This window comes from Asanoa sp. NPDC049573 (assembly GCF_040676615.1).
GTDB lineage: Bacteria > Actinomycetota > Actinomycetes > Mycobacteriales > Micromonosporaceae > Asanoa.
In genome coordinates, this window is record NZ_JBFAPI010000003.1 from 452,627 (window position 1) to 474,333 (window position 21,707).

Sequence of the window (21,707 nt, forward strand, 5' to 3'; positions counted from 1 at the left end):
TCCACTCATACCGCGATTGAGGAGACCACATGGAGGCGCTGCTCGACCTGGACCGGTCCCGGCCCGGTCTCGGTGACCAACTCACGACGGCGCTGCGGGCGGCCATCACCGACGGCCGCCTGGCGCCCGGCACCCGGCTGCCCTCGACCCGCCAGCTAGCGGCGGACCTACGCGTCTCCCGCGGCGTGGTGGTCGGCGCTTACGAGCAACTCATCGCCGAGGGCCGCCTCCTCTCAGCACGCGGCGCCGGCACGTCGGTCGCCGCCACGCCGTCGTTTCCTTGCTCTGCACCCATACAGGAAGCACCCGAACACGCGGGTGCTTCCTATATGGGTGCAGAGCAAAGCCTCCAGAACAGCCACCCCGGGCCCTTCGCCGGCAACCTGCCGGCCGACCTCCGCCCCGGCCAGCCCGACCTGACCGCCTTTCCGCGCACCGCCTGGCGCCGCGCCTACGAGCAGGTGCTCGCCGCCGCCACCCCAGCCGACCTCGGCTACTCCGACGCCACCGGCGCACCCCGCCTCCGCCAGACCCTGGCCGACTACCTCGGACGGGTCCGCGCCGCCCGGCTGACCGCCGACGACGTCGTCGTCACGACGGGCGCCGCGCAGGCCTTCTCGCTGATCGCCCACCACCTGCGCGGCCGAGGCGCCGACCGGATCGGCGTCGAGGAGCCCGGCAGCCCCGGCATCCGGGTCCACCTCGAGGCGCAGGGCCTGCGGCTCGTGCCGATCCCGGTCGACGGCGACGGCCTCGACGTCGCCACCCTCGAAGCCAGCGACGTGCCGGCCGTGCTGGTCACGCCGGCGCACCAGTACCCGACCGGCGTCGTCCTGGCGCCGCACCGGCGGGCCGCGCTGATCGCCTGGGCCCGCGCCACCGGCAAGCTGATCATCGAGGACGACTACGACGCCGAGTTCCGCTACGACCGCGACCCGGTCGGGTGCCTGCAAGGTCTCGCACCCGACGTCGTGGCTCACCTCGGCTCGGCCAGCAAGGCGCTCGCGCCGGCCCTGCGGCTGGGTTGGCTCTGCCCGCCGAAGGACCGGGCCGCGTCGGTGCGGGCGGCCAAAGCGGCGGCCGACTACGGCGGCCCGACCCTGGAGCAACTCGCGTTCGCGCACCTGCTGGCCACCGGCGGTTACGACCGCCACCTCAGGCAGGCCCGCCGGGCCCACCGGCAGCGCCGGGACGCGCTCGTCGCTGCCCTGGCCAAGGAGATGCCGGGCTGTCGCGTGCACGGCGTCGCCGCGGGCCTGCACCTCGTCGTCGAACTGCCGCCGGGCACCGACGACGCGGCGCTCGCCGAACGGGCGTACCGACAAGGGCTCGGGCCCGTGCCCCTGAGCGCGACCAGGCTCACCCGGGGCGGCCCGCCAGGTCTGGTCATCGGGTACGCGGGTCAGACGCCCGACCGGCTCGCCGCGAGCATCCGGCGGCTGCGTGAGCTGATCTGAGCTGAGCTGATCGTCTAGGTTGGACCCCATGCCCGAGTTCGTCCCCCTCGCCGAGCGGATCGTCGACGCGCTGCTCGACAGCGACCCGCACCTCGCCGCGTCGGCCGGCGACCATCGCCTCGACGGGGAGCTGCCCGACCTGTCGCCCGACGGGGTCGTGGCCCGCTTCGCGATGCTCCGTGACGCCAGCGGCGCGCTGGCCGAGGTCGACAGCGACGCGCTCGACGCGCAGGAGCAGGTCGACCACGCGATCCTCAACGCGCGGGTCGAGCGGGGCATGTTCGAGCTGTCCGAGGTGCGCGAGCACACCTGGAACCCGTTGGCGCACAACCCGGGCGACCTGATCCACGAGCTGATCGCGCGGCCGTTCGCGCCCGTCGACGTGCGGCTGGAAAGCCTCACCCAGCGGCTGGAGGCCGTGCCCGACGCGCTGGCCATCGCGCGCAGCACGCTGCGTGACATGCCCCGGATCCACGTCGAGACCGCGATCGGGCAGTTCGCCGGCACCGCCGCGCTGGTGCGCGACGAGGTGCCGGCGATGCTGGAGCAGGCGCCGCCGATGCGGGCGACGGTGCAGCCGGCCGCCGACGCTGCCGTCGCCGCGCTCGACGAGTTCACGGGGTGGCTGCGGGAGCAGTTGCCCACGGCCGAGCGCGACCCGCGGCTGGGGCGCCGGCTCTGGGAGGCGCGGCTCTGGCACACCCTCGACACCGAGTTGACCGCCGGCCAGGTGCTCGACCGGGCCCGGGAGAACCTCGACCGGATCGGTGGCGACCTGCGCCGCGCCGCCGCGGAGATGACCGGTGGGCCGGCGACCGACGAGACCGTGCGCGAGGCCCTCGACCGGCTCGGCGCCGAGCACCCGACCAACGACACGATCCTCGACCTGGCGAAGCAGACGATGGTCGAGACCACTGACTTCGTACGCGAGCACGATCTGGTCTCGTTGGTCGACGACCCGTGCGTGATCCAGGAGATGCCCGAGTTCGCCCGCGGCGTCGCGGTCGCCTACTGCGACTCGCCGGGCCAGCTCGAGACCGCGGAGCTGCCGACGTTCTACTGCATCTCGCCGACGCCGGCCGACTGGTCGCCGCAGCGGGTGGAGTCGTTCTACCGCGAATACAACAACCACATGATCCGCAACCTGACCGTGCACGAGGCGATGCCGGGCCACTACCTGCAACTCGCGCACTCGCGCCGGTTCCAGGGCAGCACCCGGGTGCGCAAGCTCGGCGTCTCCGGCCCGTTCGCCGAGGGCTGGGCCGTCTACGCCGAAGAGGTGATGGCCGGGTTGCGCTTCGGTGGCCTGCCGATCCGGCTCCAGCAGCTCAAGATGCAGCTGCGGATGACCATCAACGCGATCCTCGACCAGGCCGTGCACTGCGACGGCATGACCGAGGAGGAGGCGATGGCGCTGATGACCGGGCCGGGCTTCCAGGAGGAGGGCGAGGCGGCCGGCAAGTGGCGCCGCGCGCTGCTCACCTCGACCCAGCTGTCCACCTACTTCGTGGGCTACACCGAGATTCTCGACACCGCGCTGCGCCGCCCGGCCGGCACCTCGACCCGGGCCTGGCACGATGCGATGATCGGCCACGGCTCGCCGCCGCCGCGCCACCTGCCCCTCCTGCTCGGTCTGGAGCCCCGACTGTGAACCTCGACGACCTTCCGCTGGCCGAGTTCGCCTTCCCCGGCCCGCTGCGCGACAAGCTCGTCGCCGCGATCCTGTCCGGCGCCAAGACCACGACGACGGCGCTGGCGGCCCTCTATGTCGACGAGCCGCTGCCGGTCGTCGGCGACGTCTCGGCGGTGGTCGACTCCGACGGCCGCCGGGTCGCCGCGATCGAGACCACCGAGGTACGCGTGCTCCGTCTGGCCGACGTCGACCTCCAGCACGCGATCGACGAGGGTGAGGGCGACCGTACGGTGGCGCAGTGGCGGGCCGGCCACGAGGAGTTCTGGAACAGCACCGAGGTGCGGGCCGAGCTCGCCGACGGCTTCGTGCTCGACGACGACACCCAGGTCGTCACCAAACGGTTCCGCGTCGTCGACTAGGCCAGCTCGGCCACCGACGCGTCGATCAACCAACGGGAGATGGAGTACGCCGGGGGCAGCGCGTCGGGCAGCTCCCGCAACGGCCACCAGCGGGCCTCGGCGAGCTCCTTGCCGTCGACCACCGGCTCGGCGTCCGGCGCCGCGCTGGCCAGGAAGCCGGTGAGCACCACGCCGGGGCCCGACATCGCCCACGGCTGGCTGCCGAAATAGCGCAGGCCGCCGACGGTCAGGCCGACCTCCTCGGCGACCTCGCGGTGCACCGCCTCCTCCAGCGACTCGCCGGCCTCGACGAAGCCGGCGACCAGCGCCCACAGCTCGGTCGGACCATAGGTGTGCCGGACCAGCAGGATCTCGTCACCGCGGCGGATCGCCGTCAGCACGGCCGGCGAGAGCTGCATCGGGACGTAGAGGTCGCAACCGGGACAGCGGCGGGCGTGCTCGCCGGGCACGTCGGCCAGCTCGGTCGCGCAGCCGCCGCAGTAGCGGTGGCCGCGCCGCCAGGTGACGATCTGTAGCGCCCGGCCGGCGACAGCGGCCAGCGGTTCGCCGAGCGCCGCGGCCACCGACGGCCAGCGCTGCCAGTCACCGAGCGTGTCGATCCGCTCGGGCACCCCGGCCGCCCAGACGCGCACGCCGTCGAGGGCTCCGAGGGGCACCCAGGCGTGGTCGTCGACCACGCCGTCGAGGTCACCCCGACGGGGGAACGGCGTCAGCAGGTGGCGCCCGGCGACCAGCACGCAGTGGTCAGCGGGGCCGGGCGGGGTGGCCGCGACCGCGTCGGGCACGAACCGGCTCACGGAGCCGAGGGTAGCCCCCGATAGGCTCATGCGGGACGCAGCGTCGCGGCCGCGAGACCACGACATCAACACACTGAGGAGTCGGAACAGTGGCCACCATTGAGGGAATCGTCGCCCGGGAGATCCTGGACTCGCGCGGCAACCCCACCGTCGAGGTCGAGGTCGGGCTCGACGACGGCACGATCGCTCGGGCCGCGGTGCCGTCGGGTGCGTCGACGGGGGCGTTCGAGGCGCTGGAACTGCGCGACGGCGACAAGGGCCGCTACGGCGGCAAGGGCGTCGAGAAGGCCGTCGCCAACATCGAAGACCGGATCGTCGACCAGCTCGTCGGGTTCGAGGCCAGCGAGCAGCGGCTGATCGACCAGAAGATGCTCGACATCGACGGCACGCCCGACAAGTCGCAGCTCGGCGCCAACGCCATCCTGGGCGTCTCGCTGGCCGTGGCCAAGGCCGCCGCCGGCGCGTCGGAGCTGAGCCTGTTCCGCTACCTGGGCGGTCCCAACGCCCACCTGCTGCCGGTGCCGATGATGAACATCCTCAACGGTGGCGCGCACGCCGACTCCAATGTCGACGTGCAGGAGTTCATGATCGCCCCGATCGGCGCGCCGACGTTCCGCGAGGCGCTGCGCAGCGGCGCCGAGGTCTACCACGCCCTCAAGGCCGTGCTGAAGACCAAGGGCCTGTCCACCGGGCTCGGCGACGAGGGTGGCTTCGCGCCCAACCTGCCGACCAACGCCGCCGCGCTCGACCTGATCGCGGAGGCGGTCGAGAAGACCGGCTACCGGCTCGGCACCGACATCGTGCTCGCGCTCGACGTGGCCGCGACCGAGTTCTTCGCCGACGGCGTCTACACGTTCGAGGGCGAGAAGCGCAGCTCCGACGAGATGAGCGCCTACTACGAGAAGCTCGTCGCCGACTACCCGATCGTGTCGATCGAAGACCCGCTGGCCGAAGACGACTGGGCCGGCTGGGCCGCGTTCACCGCGAGCGTCGGCGACCGGGTGCAGATCGTCGGCGACGACCTGTTCGTCACCAACCCGCAGCGGATCGCCCGCGGCATCGCCGAGCGGTCGGCCAACGCGGTGCTGGTGAAGGTCAACCAGATCGGCTCGCTGACCGAGACGTTCGACGCGGTCGACCTGGCCCACCGCGCCGGCTTCTCGACGATGATGAGCCACCGCTCCGGCGAGACCGAAGACACCACGATCGCCGACCTTGCCGTCGCGGTCGGCTCCGGCCAGATCAAGACCGGTGCGCCGGCCCGATCCGACCGGGTCGCCAAATACAACCAGCTGCTTCGGATCGAAGAGGAACTCGCGGACGCGGCGCGCTACGCCGGCGCGGGCGCCTTCCCGAGGTACCGTTCGGCTAGCTGACCCCGCGTGCGTCGGGGCCTCCGCGGAGGCCCCGGCACGCCGGGACCTCGGGGGAGGGGGTGTCGGGTTGTGACGCAGCGCCGCATGCCGAGCGGGCAAGGGCCCTCCCGTCGCTCCAGCAGCAGCGCCGGTCGGAGTTCCGGCCGGTCGGCGGTCGCCCGGTCCAGCGCGCGGGAGACCGTCGTCGCCACCACGCCGCGGTCGGCCAACCGGCCGGCGGCCGCGCGCCGCACGGGCGCCGGTGCCACCGGTGCGGCCGCCCGCCGCACTGCCGCACCGCAGCCGCGCCGGCTCACCGGCCGGGCGACGGTGCTGGTGGCGGTGCTGATCGCGCTGGCCCTGGCCTACACCTATCCGATCCGGGTCTATCTCAACCAGCAGTCCGACATCGCGGAGATGGAGTCGGCGCAGGCCGCCCAGCGCCAGAAGATCAAAGAGCTGCAGGACCAGGCGGCGCTCTGGAAAGACCCCAACTACATCAAGACCCAGGCGAGGAGCCGCTTCTTCATGGTCCTCCCCGGCGAAGAGCTGTTGATCCTGCTCTCCGACCCCGACGGAGCCGCCCGCGACGCGGGCCTGCCGCCGCCCGGTGCCACGCCGCCCGAGCCCGACCCCTGGTATGACACGCTCTGGTCGAGCATCGGGGCGGCCAACGCTGGGGCGGCCAAGTGATCCCGCCGCCGGTGCGCGAGCAGGCGTCCGAGCACGACCGGGCCGCCGTCGCCGAGCAACTCGGCCGGCCGCCGCGGGCGATCCGCGCGGTCGCCCACCGCTGCCCGTGCGGGCTGCCCGACGTCGTCGAGACGACGCCGCGGCTCTCCGACGGCACCCCGTTCCCGACGCTGTTCTACCTGACCTGCCAGCGGGCCACGGCGGCGTGCAGCCGGCTGGAGTCGGCCGGGCTGATGAAGGAGATGGCCGCCCGCCTCGCCGAAGACCCCGAACTCGCGGCGCGCTACCGGGCCGCGCACGAGGACTATCTGAGCCGGCGCGAGTCGATCGAACACGTCGAGGAGATCGACGGCATCTCGGCCGGCGGCATGCCGGGCCGGGTCAAGTGCCTGCACGTGCTGGTCGGCCACGCCCTCGCGGTCGGCGAAGGGGTCAACCCGTTCGGCGACGAGGCGCTGGCCGCGATCGGGCCCTGGTGGGAAGCCGGGCCCTGCGTCGAGGTGGCCGACTAGCCATGGCCGAGATCGTCGTCCGCCGTGCCCGCACCGGCGACGTAAGGGCCATCCGCCGCCTGATCGACACGTTCAGCACCGGCGGCCGGCTGCTCAGCAAGGCGACCGTCACGCTTTACGAAGACGTCCTCGAGTTCTGGGTCGCCGTCGACGGGGAGACCGTCGTCGGCTGCGGCGCGCTGCACGTGATGTGGGAAGACCTGGCCGAGATCCGCACGGTCGCGGTCGACGCGGGACACCAGGGCCGCAAGATCGGGTACGAGCTGGTGACCGCCCTGATCGCCGCCGCGCGCGAGGTCGGCGTGCGGCGGGTGTTCGTGCTCACATTCGAGACCGAGTTCTTCGGCCGGTTCGGCTTCCGCGAGATCGACGGGGCCCCGGTGCCGCCAGCGGTGTACGAGCAGCTCCTGCGCTCGTACGACGAAGGTGTCGCGGAGTTCCTCGACCTCGAACGCGTCAAGCCGAACACCCTGGGCAACACCCGGATGCTGCTGCACCTCTCGTAGTGTCGACCTTGTGACCCGGGTAGCTGCCATCGACTGTGGGACCAACTCCATCCGCCTGCTCGTCGCCGCCATCGGCCCCGACGGGCGCCTCGTCGACGTGACCCGCCGGATGGAGATCGTGCGGCTCGGCCAGGGCGTCGACCAGACCGGCCGGCTCGCACCGGAGGCGATCGAGCGGACCCGCGTCGCGCTCGCCGACTACACCGCGCAGCTGCGGGCGTTGGGCGCCTCCCGGGTACGGATGTGCGCGACCTCGGCCTCCCGCGACGCGGCCAACGCGGTCGACTTCACCGACATGGTGTTGACCACCCTCGGCGTGGCGCCGGAGGTCGTCTCCGGCGACGAGGAGGCCCGGCTGTCCTACACGGGCGCGGTGCGCGGCCTGGTCGCGCCGACCCCGTTCCTGATCGTCGACATCGGCGGCGGCTCAACGGAGTTCGTCACCGGCTCGTCGGCCGCCGGCCCGGACGCGGCGATCTCGGTCGACGTCGGCTGCGTCCGGATGACCGAGCGCCATCTGCACAGCACCCCGCCGACGGCGGCCGAGGTGGCGGCGGCCGAGGCCGACATCGCGGCGGTGGTCGACCGGGCGCTGGAGGCGGTCCCGGGCCGTGCCGCGGCGACGCTGGTCGGCCTGGCCGGCTCGGTCACCACGGTGGTCGGCATCGCCCTGGACCTGCCCGGCTACGACCCGAACCGGATCCACCACGCCCGGATCAGCTACGACGACGTGGCCAAGGTGACCGCCGACCTCCTCTCGAAAACCCCGGCCGAACGCCTGGAAAACCCGATCATGCACCCGGGCCGCGCCGACGTCATCGGCGCCGGCGCCCTGATCCTGCGGATCATCATGGAGCGCGCAGGCATGACCTCGGTGATCGCCTCGGAACACGACATCCTCGACGGCATCGCCTACAGCCTTTCCGGCTAGCAAAATGCCTGTGTACGGCCGGTTTGGTTTCCATATGGTCACCACGGTCAATTTCCCGGACGAACTACACGAACGGCTCAAGCGGCGCAAGCTCTATCTCTGACCGTTCGCCGGTCCTTGTCGACGTAGGCCGGCGCTGACGATCTCGACCATCCGGCGGCGGGCCGCCGGGTCCGTGGCGCCGCGCTCCCGGGCCACGCAGCCGACGATCAGTGCCTTGACGTCGGCGTTGGTCACGTCGGCGCGCACCGCGCCGGCCTGCTGGGCCCGGGCCAGCAACGCGGCCTCGGCGCCGTCCAGGTCGTGGCCACCGCGGGTGGCGGCGGCCTCGATGTCGAAGCCGGCCCCGGCCAGGGCCTCGGCGAGGCCGCGGTTCTCGGCCGCCTGGTCGACCATGTAGGCGAGGAACGCGAAGAACGCCTCGCCCGGCGGCCGGGTGGCGGCAAGCTCTGCCAACCGCGCGACGATCTCCTCGACCCGGGTCAGGACGATCGCTTCGTAGAGCGACTCCTTCGCCGGGAAGTGCCGGCTGACCGTGCCGGTGCCGACGCCCGCCCGCCTGGCGATCTCGGCGACCGGGACCGCGAGGCCGTCGGTGGCGAAGGCCGCCATCGCGGCGTCGAGGACCTTGCGCCGGTTTCGCACACCATCCGCGCGCACGCGACTCCTTCCTAAACGGGATGCTCGTCCCGTATATTCTGACGTAGACGGGACGCGCGTCCCGATTATAGGGGGAGAGTCATGGACTGGAGCATTGGCGATCTTCGTCCGAAGGTCGCGCTGGTCACCGGCGCCAACACCGGGATCGGCCGGGTGACCGCCGAGGTGCTGGCCGCGCACGGCGCGACCGTCGTGCTCGCCTGCCGCGACGTCGACAAGGCCGCCCGCGCCGCCGCGGCGATCCGGGGCCGCGGCGGCGCCGCCCACCCGCTACACCTCGACCTGGCGGACCTGACGTCGGTGCGGGCCGCGGCCGGGGCGTTTCGCGACGCGTACCCGCGGCTTGATCTGCTCGTCAACAACGCGGGGGTGATGATGCCGCCCTACTCGCGCACGGCCGACGGGTTCGAGCTCCAGTTCGGCGTCAACCACCTGGGCCACTTCGCGCTGACCGGCCTGCTGCTCGATCGCCTGCTGGCCACCGCGGCGTCCCGGGTGGTCACGGTCAGCAGCAACGGCCACCACCGCGGCGTGCTCGACTTCGCCGACCTGCAGTCCGAGAAACGCTACGAGCCGTTGACGGCGTACGCCCAGTCGAAGTTGGCGAATCTGCTCTTCGCACACGCCCTCCAGCGAAGGCTGGCCGGCACCGGGACCGCATCGCTAGCCGCACACCCCGGCGCCGCCCGAACCGAGCTCATGCGGCACAGCCCGTGGCATTTCCGGTTCGTGGTCAGCCGGCGCACGAAGTGGCTGTTCTCCTGGCTGATCCAGGACGAGGACCGGGCCGCCCTGCCGACCCTGCGGGCGGCCACCGACCCGCGGGCCCGCGGCGGCGACTACTTCGGCCCGAGCGGCTGGCGCGAGTTCACCGGCCGGCGGGCCGTGCCGGTAGCGGCGTCGCCGGCGAGCCACGACCTCGAACTGCAGGAACGGCTCTGGGCCGAGTCCGAGCGGCTGACCGGGGTCAGGTTCGAGGTAGTGAAAGGGGGCGTCCCCTCGTGAGGGACGCCCCCTGGCCTATCTGCGACCGGCTGCCACGCGCACCCGCTCGGGGAGCGGCACCGTCGGCGGTGCCGGAGGCGGGTCGATGTGTGGGGTGACGTCGGTGAACTCTTCCTTCGGCGCGTGCAGCTGGCCCAGGGAGACCACCTCGCGGCGCAGGAACAGGGCCAGCGTCCAGTCGACCAGTACCCGGGCCTTGCGGTTGACCGACGGGATGCGGCTCAGGTGGTAGGCCCGGTGCATCAGCCACGCCAGGATGCCGGTCAGCTTGATGCCGTAGACCTGGGCCACGCCCTTGTGCAGGCCGAGGCTGGCCACGCTGCCGACGTGCTTGTGCTTGTAGTCGACCGGCTGGTGCCCACGGATCACCCGGCGGATGTTGTCGGCCAGCCGCTTGGCCTGGCGCACCGCGTGCTGTGCGCTGGGCGAGCAGAACGCGCCGGGCGCGCCGGTCAGGTCGGGAACGGCGGCGCAGTCGCCGGCCGTCCAGGCGCCCTCGACGACCCGGTCGCCATCGACGACCTGCAGCGACGCGTTGGCGGTCAGCCGGCCGCGCTCGTCGCGGGGCAGGTCGACGGCGTCGAGCATCGGCGACGGCTTGACGCCGGCGGTCCAGACGATCGTGTCGGCCGGCATGCTGTCGCCGTCGGAGAGCTTGACCACCCCGTCGACGCAGGACTCCAGGCGGGTGCCGAGCCGGATGTCGAGCTTGCGCTTGAGCAGCACCTGCACGGTGTAGGCGCCCATGTCGCGGTCGACCTCGGGCAGCACCCGGTTGGTCGCCTCGACGAGCACCCAGTGCATCTCGTCGGTCGACAGCTCCGGGTAGTAGCGCCGGACCGCGTCGTGCGCCATGTCTTCCATCTCGGCCAGCGCCTCGATGCCGGCGTAGCCGCCGCCGACGAAGACGAACGTCAGGGCCCGCTCGCGGACCGCCGGGTCCGTGGTCGCGGCCGCCACGTCGAGCTGGTCGAGCACGTGGTTGCGCAGGTAGATGGCCTCGCCGATGGTCTTGAAGCCGATGCCGTGCTCGCGCAGGCCGGGGATGGGCAGGGTGCGGGAGACCGAACCCGGCGCCACGATGATGTGGTCGTACTCGATCTCGCGCGGCGGGCCGATGATCGGCTGCACCGTGGCGACCTTGCGGTCGTGGGCGACGTTGGTGACGGATCCCGCGACAATGGTGCAGTTCTTCAGCTCGCGGCGCAGCGGCACCACGGAGTGACGCGGGGAGATGTTGCCCGCCGAGGCCTCCGGCAGGAACGGCTGGTAGGTCATGTGCGGCTGGGGATCGACGACGATGACCTCGGCCTCGCGGGAGCGCAGCTTCTTCGACATGCGAAGAGCGGCGTACAGCCCGACGTGCCCGGCACCGACCACGAGAATCCGTTGACGTCTCACGACATCAACGATCCGCTTTTCGGCTCCGGAATTCGCATCCGAAGGGCCATTTGTGATGGAGGACAACAACGTGACCTCCATTACTGTTCAGGTTCGACGCTTGACTAGCCAGCCGAGCACTGCTGCGACCGTGACGGCCACCACAAGGCCGCCGAGCCCGGCCGCCGTGAGCACCTTGTCGCCGCCGGCTCCGGCGATCGAGACCAGCAGCACGCCGCAGACCGCCGCGGCCAGCACCACCGCCGCCGCCCGGGCCACCCAGCGGGCCAGCACCTCCGGCGCGACCACCGCGTCGGTCGGCAGCACCGCCGCCAGGGCGGCCAGCGTGTGCGCCAGGTAGAGCGCGGTCGACAGGCCGAGCAGCCGCCAGAGTTGGATGCCCTCGACGACCTCCGCGGTGACCACCACCCAGCCGACCACGATCCCGACGATCAGGAGCGTGGTGATCGCACCGCGTGGCGCGAAGGCGGGGATCGCGGCCACGACCACGAGGGCGGCGACGGTACGCGCGAAGAAGATCGCCGGCGGGAAGGCGAACCCCATCGCTGCCAGGAACGCCACGAACACCGCGGAGCGGACCAGCAGCGGGATCAGCGTGGCCCGCGTGACGGCGAGTTGCGCCGCGCGGAACCGGCCGGTCAGCGCCCCGATCATCGACCCACCGCCTTCGGTCCCGAGGCCAGCCGGGCGACGTCGCGCAGCACCGCGTCCAGGCTGCCGGCGCCGGCCCAGGACACCACGGGCACGCCGTGCTCGCGGAGTTGGCCGATCATGTTGTCGCGCTCCAGCCGCCAGACCCGGTTGGCGATCTCCGTCCACGGGCCGCGGTTGGGCGCCGCCGCGGCGTCGGGCAGCGTGTCGACGGCCACCACGTAGCGGCCCGAGCGGGCCAGTTGGGCCAGCATCTCGGTCGAGCGGGTGTCGATCAACGGGGTGAGCACCACGACCAGCGCGTTGTGCGAGAGCACCTGCGAGCCGAACACCGTCTCGTAGGGCTGGAAATCGGCCGGGTAGACCTTCACGTCCAGCAGCCACTCCAGCACCGTCAGGTATTGGCGGCGGCCGGTGGCCGGGCGGAGGCGGCGCGCGACCGGGCCGTATTCGAGCAGCGAGACCCGGTCGCCGCGGTGCAGGTAGTGCTCGGCGATCGCGGCCGCCGACCGGACCGTCGTGTCGATCACCGAGGCGGAGCCGTTGACGCCGCCGGAGCGGCCGGCCTCGTTGAGCACGTCGAGCAGCAGCACGACCTCGGCGTCGCGGTCGGAGAGCGTCGCGGCCACGTGCAGCCGCTCGGTGCGCAGGGACACCCGCCAGTCGATCCGGCGCAGCCGGTCGCCGGGGCCGAAGATCCGGACGCCGGCGAGTTCGCCGCCCTCACCGGGCCGGCGGGAGCGGTGACCGCCGACCAGGCCGGCCGCGCGGGGCATCGCCTCGTCGGCGTCGAACGGCTCGGTCATCGGATAGACCCGCACGTTGCGGGCGCCGCTGACCACCGGCCGGCCGGCGATCAGCCCGTCGCACGCGGTGATCCGGGCCGAGGCGGGGCCGAGCGGGTGCCGGCCCCAGCGCTGTGCCTCGCCGTCGAGTTCGATCTCCTTCGAGCCGCCGCGGGCGACCGTGATCACGTGTGGCCGGTCGGCTTTCTCGACCCTGAGCCAGGGCGAGACGAGGGTACGCACGACGACGAGGTCGTAGCCGACCGTGTCGCGGTTGACCACCTGGACGCCGGCGGTCAGCGCGGCTCCCTCGACGTGGTGGTTGTCGTCGGTGCCGAGCCGGACCTTGGGCACCGCGGCCGGCCGGCGGCGCAGGGCGAAGGCGGTGCCGATCGCGAACGGCGTCGCGATCACCACCAGGTCGACCCGGCCGAGCAGCACCCCGGCGATCAGCAGCAGGCCGGTGAGCAGCACCGCCCGGCCGAGCGCGCGGGTCGGCACCCACTGCGGCTCGTCGGTGGCGGCGTCCGCCTCGCCCGCGGCCAGCAGGGTCATTGCGAGGCGTGCCGGGAAGGCGTCGGCACCTCGGCCAGGTGCACGCCCCCGTTGGTCGCGTGGTAGCTGGGCAGCGCGCCGCTGGCCGGTGCCGGGGTCTGCTCCAGCACCTCGGAGACCACGAAGGACGGGTCGACCCGGCGCAGCCACATCTCCGGGCGCAGCGTGATCCGGTGGGCCAGCGCCGGCAGCGCGACCTCCTTGACGTCTTCCGGCACCACGAAGTCGCGGCCCGCGAGCACCGCCTTGGCCCGGGCCAGCAGCAGCAACGCCAGCGAGCCACGCGGCGAGGCGCCGACCAGCACCGAGGCGTGCGCGCGGGTGGCCGCGGTCAGCTCGACGATGTAACGGCCGATCGAGTCTTCGACCGCGACGTCTTCGATCGCCGCCTGCATGCCGCGCAGCGTGCCGGCGTCGACCACCGGCTCCAACTCGGCCTCTTCGCGCCGGCGGGACATCCGCCGCTGGAGCACGATCCATTCCTCGTCGCGGTTCGGGTAGCCGAACGAGACCCGCAGCAGGAACCGGTCGAGCTGGGCCTCGGGCAGCGGGTAGGTGCCCTCGTACTCGATCGGGTTGGCCGTCGCCAGCACGTGGAAGGGCGGGTCGAGCCGGTAGGTGACGCCCTCGACCGAGACCTGCTTCTCCTGCATCGCCTCGAGCAGCGCCGACTGGGTCTTCGGTGGCGTCCGGTTGATCTCGTCGGCCAGCAGCAGGTTGGTGAACACCGGCCCGGCCCGGAAGCTGAAGTCGGCCCGGCGCTGGTCGTAGAGGAACGAGCCGGTCACGTCGGCGGGCAGCAGGTCGGGGGTGAACTGGAGCCGCCGGAAGTCGAGGCCGAGCGCCTGCGCGAACGAGCGCGCGGTCAGCGTCTTGCCCAGCCCCGGCAGGTCTTCGAGCAGCACGTGACCGCCGGCCAGGATGCCGGCCAGGACCAACTCCAGCGACTCGCGCTTGCCCACCACCACCGTGCCGACCGAGTCGAGCACCGCCCGCGCCAGCCGGCCGACCTCGTAGACGGGCACGGGGACCAGGTCCTTCATAACCTCTCCAATGACTGGACGTACGCCGCCGCGTCGCGCGGCGCCAGGTTGCGGTTGGGCGGGGTGGCGAGGAACGCCCACAGCGGCTCGCCGAGCAGCGCGCGGGCCCGGTCGGGGTCGCCGGCCCGGGTCAGCCCGTGCCGTTGTCGCAGCCGCTCGTCGGCCAGGTCGGCGAGGGTGCGGTGGACGGCCCGGGCCGAGCCGTTGTCGTTGCCGGCGCGCTGGAGCAGCCGCTCCCAGCGACCGACCACCGTGCGCAGCGCGTCGCGGTCGGTGAAGTTGTAGGTGCCGTCTTCGGTGCCCGCCGACGACCGCCGGCGGTTGCGGGTCAGCTGTGGCGGCACCAGCGAGGTGGTCACCCGGCGCAGCGCGATCAGCGCCACGATCACGCCGACCACCGCCGGCACCGGCACGGTGTAGCCGAACAGCCGCAGCGCGAACACCGCGACGGCGGCGAGCGCGGCGGCCACGAAGACCGCCTTGACCCACCACCGCAGGCCGGTGGCGGAGCGCTCGGCGACCGGCCCGGCCTCGTCGTCGGCCTCGAACGTGAACAGGTCGTCGATCAGCGTCTCGTCGTCGACCCGGTCGTCGAGGTCGTCGTCGTAGTCCGCTGCGGCGGGATGGGTCATGCCGACACCTCGTTGACCGGAGGGCGCCCGGAGGCGGCAGCATCCGGGTGGCCGAGGACTCCCGACGTGTCTGTCAACTCGGTGCGGATCCGCTGCAGCGCCGAGCGGGCCTGGGCGCGCATCCGGTCGTCGACCGTGTGGGTGGCGTAGCGGGCCTCGCGGTAGACGCCGGCCAGCGCGGCCAGCACGTCGGCGCTGACCTGGTGGGCGTGCAGCAGCCGGGCGACCAGGTCGGTCGGGCTGTCGCCGACCTGCCGCGGCGTGCCGGCGGCGGCGGCCGCCTGCTCCAGCCGCAGCCAGCAGGCGATCACCGCGCGGCGCGGGTCGCCGTCGGTGTCGGACAGGTCGGTCAGGCCCGCGTCTACGGCGGCGACCACCTGGTCGGCGTTGGGCGCGGCCTGCTTCTCCTCGGTGTAGCGGACCGGGCGGCGGCGCAACCGGCGCAGGCCGTCGCGGACCAGCAGCCAGACCACCAGCACGATGACGACGAGCACGGCGGCGGCGCAGAGCACCGCGGCCGCCGGCGCGAGCCAGCCGGGAAGTTCGCTCGGCTCGGCGGCGGCGACCTCTTCCGGCGTCGGCGGGAAGGTCGGCGCGACCGGGGTGCTGAAGTCTTCCTGCGCGGCCGGCGGGGGCGCCGCGGTGCCCGACTCGACCTGGCCGATCTGCAGCGACGAGTGGCCCGCGGAGAGCGCGGCGAGGCCGAGCAGGCCGATCACCAGCGCGAGCGGCCACCAGCGGCGCAGGGACGCCAGATCCATGCCTATGCCCCCTCGGCCAACTCCTTGGCCCGAGCGAAGACCTCGTCGAGCATCGCGGGTGTCAGCCGGCCGGTGAAGGTGTTCTGCTGGCTGACGTGGTAACACCCGAGCAGGTGGGGATATCCACCGGTCGGGCTCGTCCAGTGTGCCCCATGACCGAACGCGGGGCGCGGACTGGGCGGCGTGCCGCCGTACACCCTGCTCATCGCCGGCCACCACGCTGCCCACGCGAACGCACCCAACGCGACCACGACGCGCACAGTCGGTTTTATCAGTTCCAGTTCCCGCCAGAGCCAGGGCGCGCACGTGTCGCGCTCGACCGGTGTGGGCTTGTTGTCTGGCGGCGCGCACCGCACCGACGCGAAGATCCGCAGGTCGTGCAGCGCGAGACCGTCGTCGGCGGACACACTGGTCGGCTGGTTGGCCAGGCCCGCGCGGTGCAGCGCGGCGAACAGCACGTCGCCGGAGCGGTCACCGGTGAAGATTCGCCCGGTGCGGTTGCCGCCGTGCGCGGCCGGCGCCAGCCCGAGGATCGCGATCCGCGGGTCGGCGACGCCGAAGCCGGGCACCGGGCGTCCCCAGTAAACCTGGTCGCGGAAGGACGCCCGCCGGGTCGCGGCGACCTCTTCGCGCCAGGCGACCAGGCGCGGGCAGGCGAAGCAGTCGATCTCGGCGGCGTCGAGCGCTGCCAGGTCGGCAGACCCGGCAGCACGCGCGACGACCTCGGCGGGAGTGTGCACCACCGCTTGTTCCTACACCACCGTCGGCGCGAGCCTCCGCACGGTCTCGATGGTGCGGGCCCACGCGGTCACCGCGTCGACCCGGTCGTAGCTGGCCGGGCTGTCGTCGTTGAAGAACGAGTGCCGGCTGCCCGGGTAGTCGTAGAGCTTGACGGTGCCGCCGGCCGCCTCGATCGCGGCGGCCGCCGCCCGCACCTCGGCGGCGGTGGAGGTGCCGTCTTCCTCGCTGCAGTGGATGACCGCGTGCTTGCCGGCGTAGCCGGACCAGTCAGGGTTGAGTCGTGCCCAGGGCAGCGACGGGTAGAAGCCGACACCGGCCGTCACCCGATCGGACAGCGCCGGCGCCCACAGCGCCAGGCTGCCGCCGATGCTGAAGCCGACCGCGCCGATCTCGCCGGCCACCTCGGGTCGACCGGCGAGGAACTCGGCCGCGCCGGTGATGTCGGCGGCGGCCTGCTCCAGCGGCAGGTCGGCGACGAGTTGGCGGGCGCGCTCGGGGTCGGTGGTGGCCCGGCCGCGGAACAGGTCGGGCGCGAGCGCGACGAACCCGGCCTCGGCGAACCGGTCGGCGATCCCGGTGACGTGTGGCACCAGGCCCCACGCCTCGTGGAGCACGATCACGCCGGGTGTGGACCGGTCGGCACCGTCCGGCACGGCGAGATAGCCGTCGGTGGTGCCCCCGGCACTCGGGTAACTGACCTTCATACCCATGGGCCGTCCTCCTGTCGGGTCAGACATCGTCGGCTGCCGCTTGCGGTCCGCGGGTAGCGGTGCCAAAACCTTGCCATGCCGTACGGGCGAACGAAAGACGACGGGGACGTGGCATACACCTCGATTTTCGCGCTCGGTGCACGCCACGTCGCTGTCGATGACGGTAAATATGATGATCAGTTCGTCGGACCGGGTGTCGGCACGCCGGTCGGCTCGGCCGTCGACTCGGGTGTCGGGACGGCTGTCGGCCCGGCTGTCGGTTCGGTCGTCGGTTCTGTCGTCGGCTCCGGTGTCGGCGCGACCACGACCGGCACGCCCGGCCGCGGCGCGATCTGGTAGGGCGACTGGTTCGGGCAGTAGGGATAGGCGGCGGTGGCACCGACATCGGTCTGGTAGCGGTAGGACGTGCCGCACCGGTAGGGATCGCCCATCCTGATCGGGTTGCCGTCCTGGTCGAAGAGGCTGACGTTGGTCAGCGGGTTGCCGTTCGCGTCGTAGACGTAGACGTCCTGCACATACTCGTAGGGGTTGTTGGAGACGCTCTGCGGCTGGCCGAAATCGACGTAACCGCTGCCGTTGGTGTCGGCCTTGTCGAAGCCGACCACACCGAAGACGAACAGCAGCACGCCGGCGAGCACGACGACGGTCTTGGGCACCGGCGGCAGGCTGGCCTCGCGGCGGCCGAGCCAGATCGACGCGAGCACGCAGACGACCAGCATCAGCACCGCGGCCAGGGTGCTTCCGCCGAGCCGGGGTAGCAGTCCGATGCCGCTCGTAGTCGCCACCGTGATCAGCATCGCGACCAGGTAACCGCGCAGGACCCACCAGGCCGGCAGCAGCATCCGCAGGAACTCGCTCGCCCGCGCGTACCCGAAGACCGGCCCGGCCTTGCGGTCGGCGACGCCGAGCGTGCCGCGGACCCGGCGCACCGCGGACGCGACCCGGTCGTCGAGCCCGCGCGGCGTCGAGGCCGGCTCGGCGATCCCGGCGGCGGCCCGCATCTCGGCCGCGTAGGCCTCGGGCGGCCCGAGCCGGTCGACCAGCGGGCACTCGCCCTCGGCGGCCACCTCGGCGAGGTGCTCGGGCAGGTCTTCGAGCAACTCGTCGCGGGTCGCCGGGTCGAGGTCGGCCAGCGCCCGCCGGACCGCGTCGAGGTAGGCCTCCTGCTCAGTCGCGACACTCATGCCGCCACCCCCCGTTCGTCGAGCAGGGCGTCCATCGTGGACGCGAAGGTTCGCCAGGTCTTGCCGGCGCGGTTGAGCTGGTCGCGGCCGGCGGCGTTGAGGCCGTAGTACTTGCGGTGCGGCCCTTCCTCGCTCGGCACGACGTAGGTGGTCAGGAGCCCGGCCTGGAAGAGCCGGCGCAGGGTGCCGTAGACGGAGGCGTCGCCGACCTCGTCGAGGCCGGCGGTGCGGAGCCGGCGCAGGATGTCGTAGCCGTAACCGTCTTCGTCCTTGAGCACGGCCAGCACGGCGAGGTCGAGCACCCCTTTGAGCAGCTGGGTGGTGTCCACGGTGGAGGAAGCTACTCCGCACTGCGAGGTAGTGTCAAGAACGAGATAGCACCCGTGGGTGAATCCGGCAAATCAGCGTAGTGTCGACAAATGGCCAAAAACCAACAAATCACACCGCGGTTCAGGACCATCGACGGGCTCAACATCCGGTATGCCGAGAGCGCGCCGCGCGATGCCGACGCGTTGCTGCTGAGCCCCTGGCCGGAGAGCGTCTACGCGTTCGACCAGATGTGGCCCCAGCTCTCCGCCGACACCCATCTGGTCGCCATCGACCTGCCGGGATTCGGGATGTCCCAGCGGCGCGACAAGATGATGTCGCCGCACGCGATGGGCGAGTTCGTCGTGCGCGTCGCCGACGAGTTCGGGTTGGAGCAGCCGCATGTCGTCGGGCCCGACGTGGGCACCGGCACCGCGCTGTTCGCCGCCGCCGACCATCCCGGCCGGATCCGCAGCCTGGTCGTCGGCAGCGGGGCGAGCAGCGTGCCGATCACGCTGGAGGGGCCGCTGCGCGACTGGGTGCTCAGCGACAGCATCGACGAATACCGCGACGTGGACGGCCGCGAGATCGTGAGCCAGGCCCTCGACACCATCGAGGGGTACGACCTACCCGGCGAGATCCGCGAGGACTACCTCACGTCGTACGAGGGCGATCGGTTCGTCGAGTCGATGAGCTACGCGCGGGCGTACCCGGAAGATCTTCCGGTGTTGCGTGACCGGCTGCCCCAGCTGGTGACGCCGGTCGAGATCATCGCCGGCCGCGACGACCGCGCCGTGCCGCCGTCGAACGCCGAGTTCCTGCACGACCGGCTGCCGCACAGCAAGCTCGACGTGATCGACGCCGCGCACTTCACCTGGGAGGAGGCCCCGTCGACATACGCCGACCTGGTCACCACCTGGTGGGGCGGCGGCTTCAGCAGGGTCTAGAGGAGAGCGCGGACGGCGGCCACGTCGGTCGCGGCGACCACCAGCACCTCCGGCGCCGGGTCGGCGGCGACCAGGTCGGCGGCCACCACCCGGAGTTGGTCGGGCAGTGCGGTGTCGCTGGCGAGCCGCGGCACCTCCTGGCGGACCCTGCCTTCCACGTCGGCGGCCAGGTCGGCCAGGCGCTGGACCAGGTGGTAGACGGCGTCGCCGCGGGTGCCCTCGCCGGCCGCCGCGGGCGCGGACCAGCGTGGCGCCTCCCAGTGCGAAACCTGCCGGGTGAGCAGGTCGACGGTGCGGCCCAGATCCTCGTCAGTCACCGGCCGAATCTAGCGCCGGATGTAGCTGAGCAGGCGGAGGATCTGCCAGTAGAGGTAGATCAGGCCGACCAGCATGCCGAATGCGCAGTACCAGGCGTAGCGGCGCGGCAGGCCGTAGCGGATGCCCTGCTCGACGGCGGCGAAGTCGAGGATGAAGGTGAGCGCGCCGACGCCGATGCAGACGATCGCGAACACGTAGGGCACCCAGCCGACCTGGCCGGTCTGGGTGTAGACCTCCAGGCCCTGCCGGCCGCTGACCCAGAACACGATCAGGTTGGCGAAGCCGAGCACGACCACGCCGATCAGCGCACCGATCACGAAGCGGGTGAACCGCGGTGTGGCCCGGATGATCCGGAGCTTGTAGAGCACCGCCATGCCGAGGAACACCCCGAGCGTGCCGACCACCGCCTGGATCACGATGCCGGGGTAGAGCTCCTCGAAACCGCGGCTGGCCACCCCCAGCAGCACGCCCTGCAGAATCGCGTAGAGGCTGATCACGGCCGGGTTGGTGATCCGCCGGAAGCTGATCACCAGGGCGAGCACGATGCCGCCGATCGAGCCGCCGATGATGCCGAAGCGCAGGGCCGGGCCGCCGTGGATGGTGAACCACGACACGGCGGCGACCGCGGTGGTCAGCACCAGCAGCGCGACCGTGCGGACGACCACGTCGTCGATGGTCATCGCCTGGCTGGCCGGTGCCTGGCCGAGCACCTGGCGCTCCGTGCGGGCGGTGTCGTCCAGGTGGGTCAGGACCGGGTTCGAACTTCGCATCGCGTACCCCCGGATTGACTTTAACCCCGGAAAATGGGAGCGCCCCCGACGTCGTGCGACGCGGGGGCGCTTTCCGGCCGATCTCGGGTCAGTCGTCGCCCTGCAGGAAGCTGAGCAGGCGCAGCACCTCGAGGTAGAGCCAGATCAGGCTGACCAGGATGCCGAACGCGGCGACCCAGGAGTAGCGCTCGGGCAGGCCCATCCGGACGCCCTCTTCGACCTCGTGGAAGCTGAGCACGAAGCTCAGCGAAGCGATCACGATGCAGACGAGGCTGAAGCCGATGCCCAGGGCACCGTTGTCGCGCAGGCCCGTGTCGAAGCCGAACAGGGACAGCACCAGGTTGATCATGATCACGGCGAAGACGCCGGCCAGCGCCGCCACCATGAACCGGATGAACCGCGGCGTGGCCCGGATGACCTTGGCCTTGTAGAGCATCGCCATCAGGAAGAAGACGCCGAAGGTGGCGACGACCGCTTGCAGGACGATGCCGTGGTAGCCGGCGATCTCCTCGTAGAACTTGCTGACCAGCCCGACGAAGACACCCTCGACCACCGCGTAGGTGACGATCAGCGCCGGGTTGGCCATCCGCATGAACGAAATGACCAGGCCGAGGACCAGGCCGATGAGCGCGGCGCCGATCCAGGCGGGACGGAGGAGCGAATCGGGGATCACGTTCCAGGCGACGGCGCCGGCGACGCCGACGATCGCGAGGAGCGCGACGGTCTTGATGACGACGTCATCGATCGACATCGGTCGCACCGCGGGCGGCGCGGCGGGATAGGCACCCGCGCCGCCCGGGTACGGCTGGGCGTACCCCGGCTGGCCGGCTGCGCGTTCGCGCTCCGCCGCCTGGCCCAGCCCTGCGAGCACGGGGTTGGACGTTTTCACAGTTACGGCCTCCCTGAGGAAGAATTGAGTGCCCAAAGGGTACTGG

25 protein-coding genes are annotated in these 21,707 nt (G+C 72.1%); 10 read left to right on the plus strand and 15 right to left on the minus strand.

Going from position 1 to position 21,707, the window contains the following annotated elements:
* The first annotated feature begins 29 nt into the window (after positions 1–29).
* Genes AB0J74_RS09135 through AB0J74_RS09145 form a run of 3 tightly spaced genes read left to right on the plus strand, consistent with a single transcriptional unit; the run spans position 30 to position 3,509 of the window.
* Positions 30–1,457 carry a PLP-dependent aminotransferase family protein gene (locus tag AB0J74_RS09135; protein WP_363446256.1) on the plus strand — a complete coding sequence of 476 codons (1,428 nt, stop codon included), beginning with the start codon at positions 30–32 and terminating at the stop codon, positions 1,455–1,457.
* Between the two features lie 28 nt (positions 1,458–1,485).
* The gene (locus AB0J74_RS09140) at positions 1,486–3,108 is read left to right on the plus strand and encodes a DUF885 domain-containing protein (protein WP_363446258.1); all 1,623 of its coding nucleotides are present in this window, start codon (positions 1,486–1,488) and stop codon (positions 3,106–3,108) included.
* Positions 3,105–3,509, plus strand: a complete 405-nt coding sequence (locus AB0J74_RS09145) for an ASCH domain-containing protein (RefSeq protein ID WP_363446260.1) — start codon at positions 3,105–3,107, stop codon at positions 3,507–3,509. Before AB0J74_RS09140 ends, AB0J74_RS09145 begins: the two co-directional genes overlap by 4 nt.
* On the opposite strand, the gene nudC is transcribed toward AB0J74_RS09145, so the two are convergent.
* A complete protein-coding gene (gene nudC / locus AB0J74_RS09150) occupies positions 3,506–4,306 on the minus strand; it encodes an NAD(+) diphosphatase (RefSeq protein WP_363446262.1) in 801 nt (266 codons plus the stop codon). The genes AB0J74_RS09145 and nudC overlap by 4 nt on opposite strands.
* An 89-nt stretch (positions 4,307–4,395) precedes the next feature.
* Between nudC and eno the strand changes: the two genes are divergently transcribed.
* From eno to AB0J74_RS09175, 5 genes are all read left to right on the plus strand, one after another.
* A complete protein-coding gene (gene eno / locus AB0J74_RS09155) occupies positions 4,396–5,682 on the plus strand; it encodes a phosphopyruvate hydratase (RefSeq protein WP_363446264.1) in 1,287 nt (428 codons plus the stop codon).
* 69 nt (positions 5,683–5,751) lie between these two features.
* A complete protein-coding gene (locus AB0J74_RS09160; RefSeq protein ID WP_363446266.1) occupies positions 5,752–6,354 on the plus strand; it encodes a septum formation initiator family protein in 603 nt (200 codons plus the stop codon).
* The gene (locus tag AB0J74_RS09165; RefSeq protein WP_363446608.1) at positions 6,354–6,866 is read left to right on the plus strand and encodes a DUF501 domain-containing protein; all 513 of its coding nucleotides are present in this window, start codon (positions 6,354–6,356) and stop codon (positions 6,864–6,866) included. Before AB0J74_RS09160 ends, AB0J74_RS09165 begins: the two co-directional genes overlap by 1 nt.
* A 2-nt stretch (positions 6,867–6,868) precedes the next feature.
* On the plus strand, positions 6,869–7,372 hold the full coding sequence (locus AB0J74_RS09170; RefSeq protein WP_363446268.1) for an amino-acid N-acetyltransferase: 504 nt from the start codon (positions 6,869–6,871) through the stop codon (positions 7,370–7,372).
* A 10-nt stretch (positions 7,373–7,382) separates the two neighbouring features.
* Positions 7,383–8,303, plus strand: a complete 921-nt coding sequence (locus tag AB0J74_RS09175; protein ID WP_363446270.1) for a Ppx/GppA phosphatase family protein — start codon at positions 7,383–7,385, stop codon at positions 8,301–8,303.
* 93 nt (positions 8,304–8,396) lie between these two features.
* Here AB0J74_RS09175 and AB0J74_RS09180 read toward each other — a convergent pair whose 3' ends face one another.
* Entirely contained in the window at positions 8,397–8,963 is a 567-nt protein-coding gene (locus AB0J74_RS09180) for a helix-turn-helix domain-containing protein (protein ID WP_363446272.1), read from the minus strand.
* Between the two features lie 81 nt (positions 8,964–9,044).
* Between AB0J74_RS09180 and AB0J74_RS09185 the strand changes: the two genes are divergently transcribed.
* The gene (locus AB0J74_RS09185; protein WP_363446274.1) at positions 9,045–9,968 is read left to right on the plus strand and encodes an oxidoreductase; all 924 of its coding nucleotides are present in this window, start codon (positions 9,045–9,047) and stop codon (positions 9,966–9,968) included.
* Between the two features lie 15 nt (positions 9,969–9,983).
* On the opposite strand, the gene AB0J74_RS09190 is transcribed toward AB0J74_RS09185, so the two are convergent.
* The 10 genes from AB0J74_RS09190 to AB0J74_RS09235 form a co-directional block, all read right to left on the minus strand.
* On the minus strand, positions 9,984–11,369 hold the full coding sequence (locus AB0J74_RS09190; protein ID WP_363446276.1) for an NAD(P)/FAD-dependent oxidoreductase: 1,386 nt from the start codon (positions 11,367–11,369) through the stop codon (positions 9,984–9,986).
* A gap of 87 nt (positions 11,370–11,456) precedes the next feature.
* Positions 11,457–12,023: a hypothetical protein gene (locus tag AB0J74_RS09195; protein ID WP_363446277.1), complete on the minus strand. Its 567-nt coding sequence runs from the start codon at positions 12,021–12,023 to the stop codon at positions 11,457–11,459.
* On the minus strand, positions 12,020–13,360 hold the full coding sequence (locus AB0J74_RS09200; RefSeq protein ID WP_363446279.1) for a DUF58 domain-containing protein: 1,341 nt from the start codon (positions 13,358–13,360) through the stop codon (positions 12,020–12,022). Before AB0J74_RS09200 ends, AB0J74_RS09195 begins: the two co-directional genes overlap by 4 nt.
* Positions 13,357–14,403, minus strand: coding sequence for a MoxR family ATPase (locus tag AB0J74_RS09205; protein ID WP_363446281.1), 1,047 nt, complete (start codon positions 14,401–14,403; stop codon positions 13,357–13,359). The genes AB0J74_RS09200 and AB0J74_RS09205 overlap by 4 nt, the downstream gene beginning before the upstream one ends.
* Positions 14,400–15,035, minus strand: a complete 636-nt coding sequence (locus AB0J74_RS09210; RefSeq protein ID WP_363446283.1) for a hypothetical protein — start codon at positions 15,033–15,035, stop codon at positions 14,400–14,402. Before AB0J74_RS09210 ends, AB0J74_RS09205 begins: the two co-directional genes overlap by 4 nt.
* On the minus strand, positions 15,032–15,796 hold the full coding sequence (locus AB0J74_RS09215; protein ID WP_363446285.1) for a DUF4129 domain-containing protein: 765 nt from the start codon (positions 15,794–15,796) through the stop codon (positions 15,032–15,034). Before AB0J74_RS09215 ends, AB0J74_RS09210 begins: the two co-directional genes overlap by 4 nt.
* A gap of 2 nt (positions 15,797–15,798) precedes the next feature.
* Positions 15,799–16,539, minus strand: a complete 741-nt coding sequence (locus AB0J74_RS09220; protein WP_363446287.1) for a uracil-DNA glycosylase — start codon at positions 16,537–16,539, stop codon at positions 15,799–15,801.
* Between the two features lie 9 nt (positions 16,540–16,548).
* Positions 16,549–17,247 carry a dienelactone hydrolase family protein gene (locus tag AB0J74_RS09225; protein WP_363446289.1) on the minus strand — a complete coding sequence of 233 codons (699 nt, stop codon included), beginning with the start codon at positions 17,245–17,247 and terminating at the stop codon, positions 16,549–16,551.
* A 176-nt stretch (positions 17,248–17,423) separates the two neighbouring features.
* The gene (locus AB0J74_RS09230; RefSeq protein WP_363446291.1) at positions 17,424–18,431 is read right to left on the minus strand and encodes a hypothetical protein; all 1,008 of its coding nucleotides are present in this window, start codon (positions 18,429–18,431) and stop codon (positions 17,424–17,426) included.
* Positions 18,428–18,760, minus strand: coding sequence for a PadR family transcriptional regulator (locus AB0J74_RS09235; RefSeq protein ID WP_363446293.1), 333 nt, complete (start codon positions 18,758–18,760; stop codon positions 18,428–18,430). Before AB0J74_RS09235 ends, AB0J74_RS09230 begins: the two co-directional genes overlap by 4 nt.
* Before the next feature lie 90 nt (positions 18,761–18,850).
* Here AB0J74_RS09235 and AB0J74_RS09240 point away from each other — a divergent pair, with 90 nt between their 5' ends.
* Positions 18,851–19,684: an alpha/beta hydrolase gene (locus AB0J74_RS09240; protein WP_363446295.1), complete on the plus strand. Its 834-nt coding sequence runs from the start codon at positions 18,851–18,853 to the stop codon at positions 19,682–19,684.
* Here the strand turns inward: AB0J74_RS09240 and AB0J74_RS09245 are convergent.
* The 3 genes from AB0J74_RS09245 to AB0J74_RS09255 all read right to left on the minus strand — a co-directional run bounded on the left by AB0J74_RS09245 (position 19,681) and on the right by AB0J74_RS09255 (position 21,661).
* Positions 19,681–20,001 (minus strand): hypothetical protein, encoded by a 321-nt coding sequence (locus tag AB0J74_RS09245; RefSeq protein WP_363446297.1) that lies wholly within the window; start codon positions 19,999–20,001, stop codon positions 19,681–19,683. The two genes, AB0J74_RS09240 and AB0J74_RS09245, sit on opposite strands and share 4 nt — an antisense overlap.
* A gap of 9 nt (positions 20,002–20,010) precedes the next feature.
* A complete protein-coding gene (locus AB0J74_RS09250; protein ID WP_363446299.1) occupies positions 20,011–20,772 on the minus strand; it encodes a Bax inhibitor-1/YccA family protein in 762 nt (253 codons plus the stop codon).
* An 88-nt stretch (positions 20,773–20,860) separates the two neighbouring features.
* Positions 20,861–21,661 carry a Bax inhibitor-1/YccA family protein gene (locus AB0J74_RS09255; RefSeq protein WP_363446300.1) on the minus strand — a complete coding sequence of 267 codons (801 nt, stop codon included), beginning with the start codon at positions 21,659–21,661 and terminating at the stop codon, positions 20,861–20,863.
* Positions 21,662–21,707 lie beyond the last annotated feature (46 nt).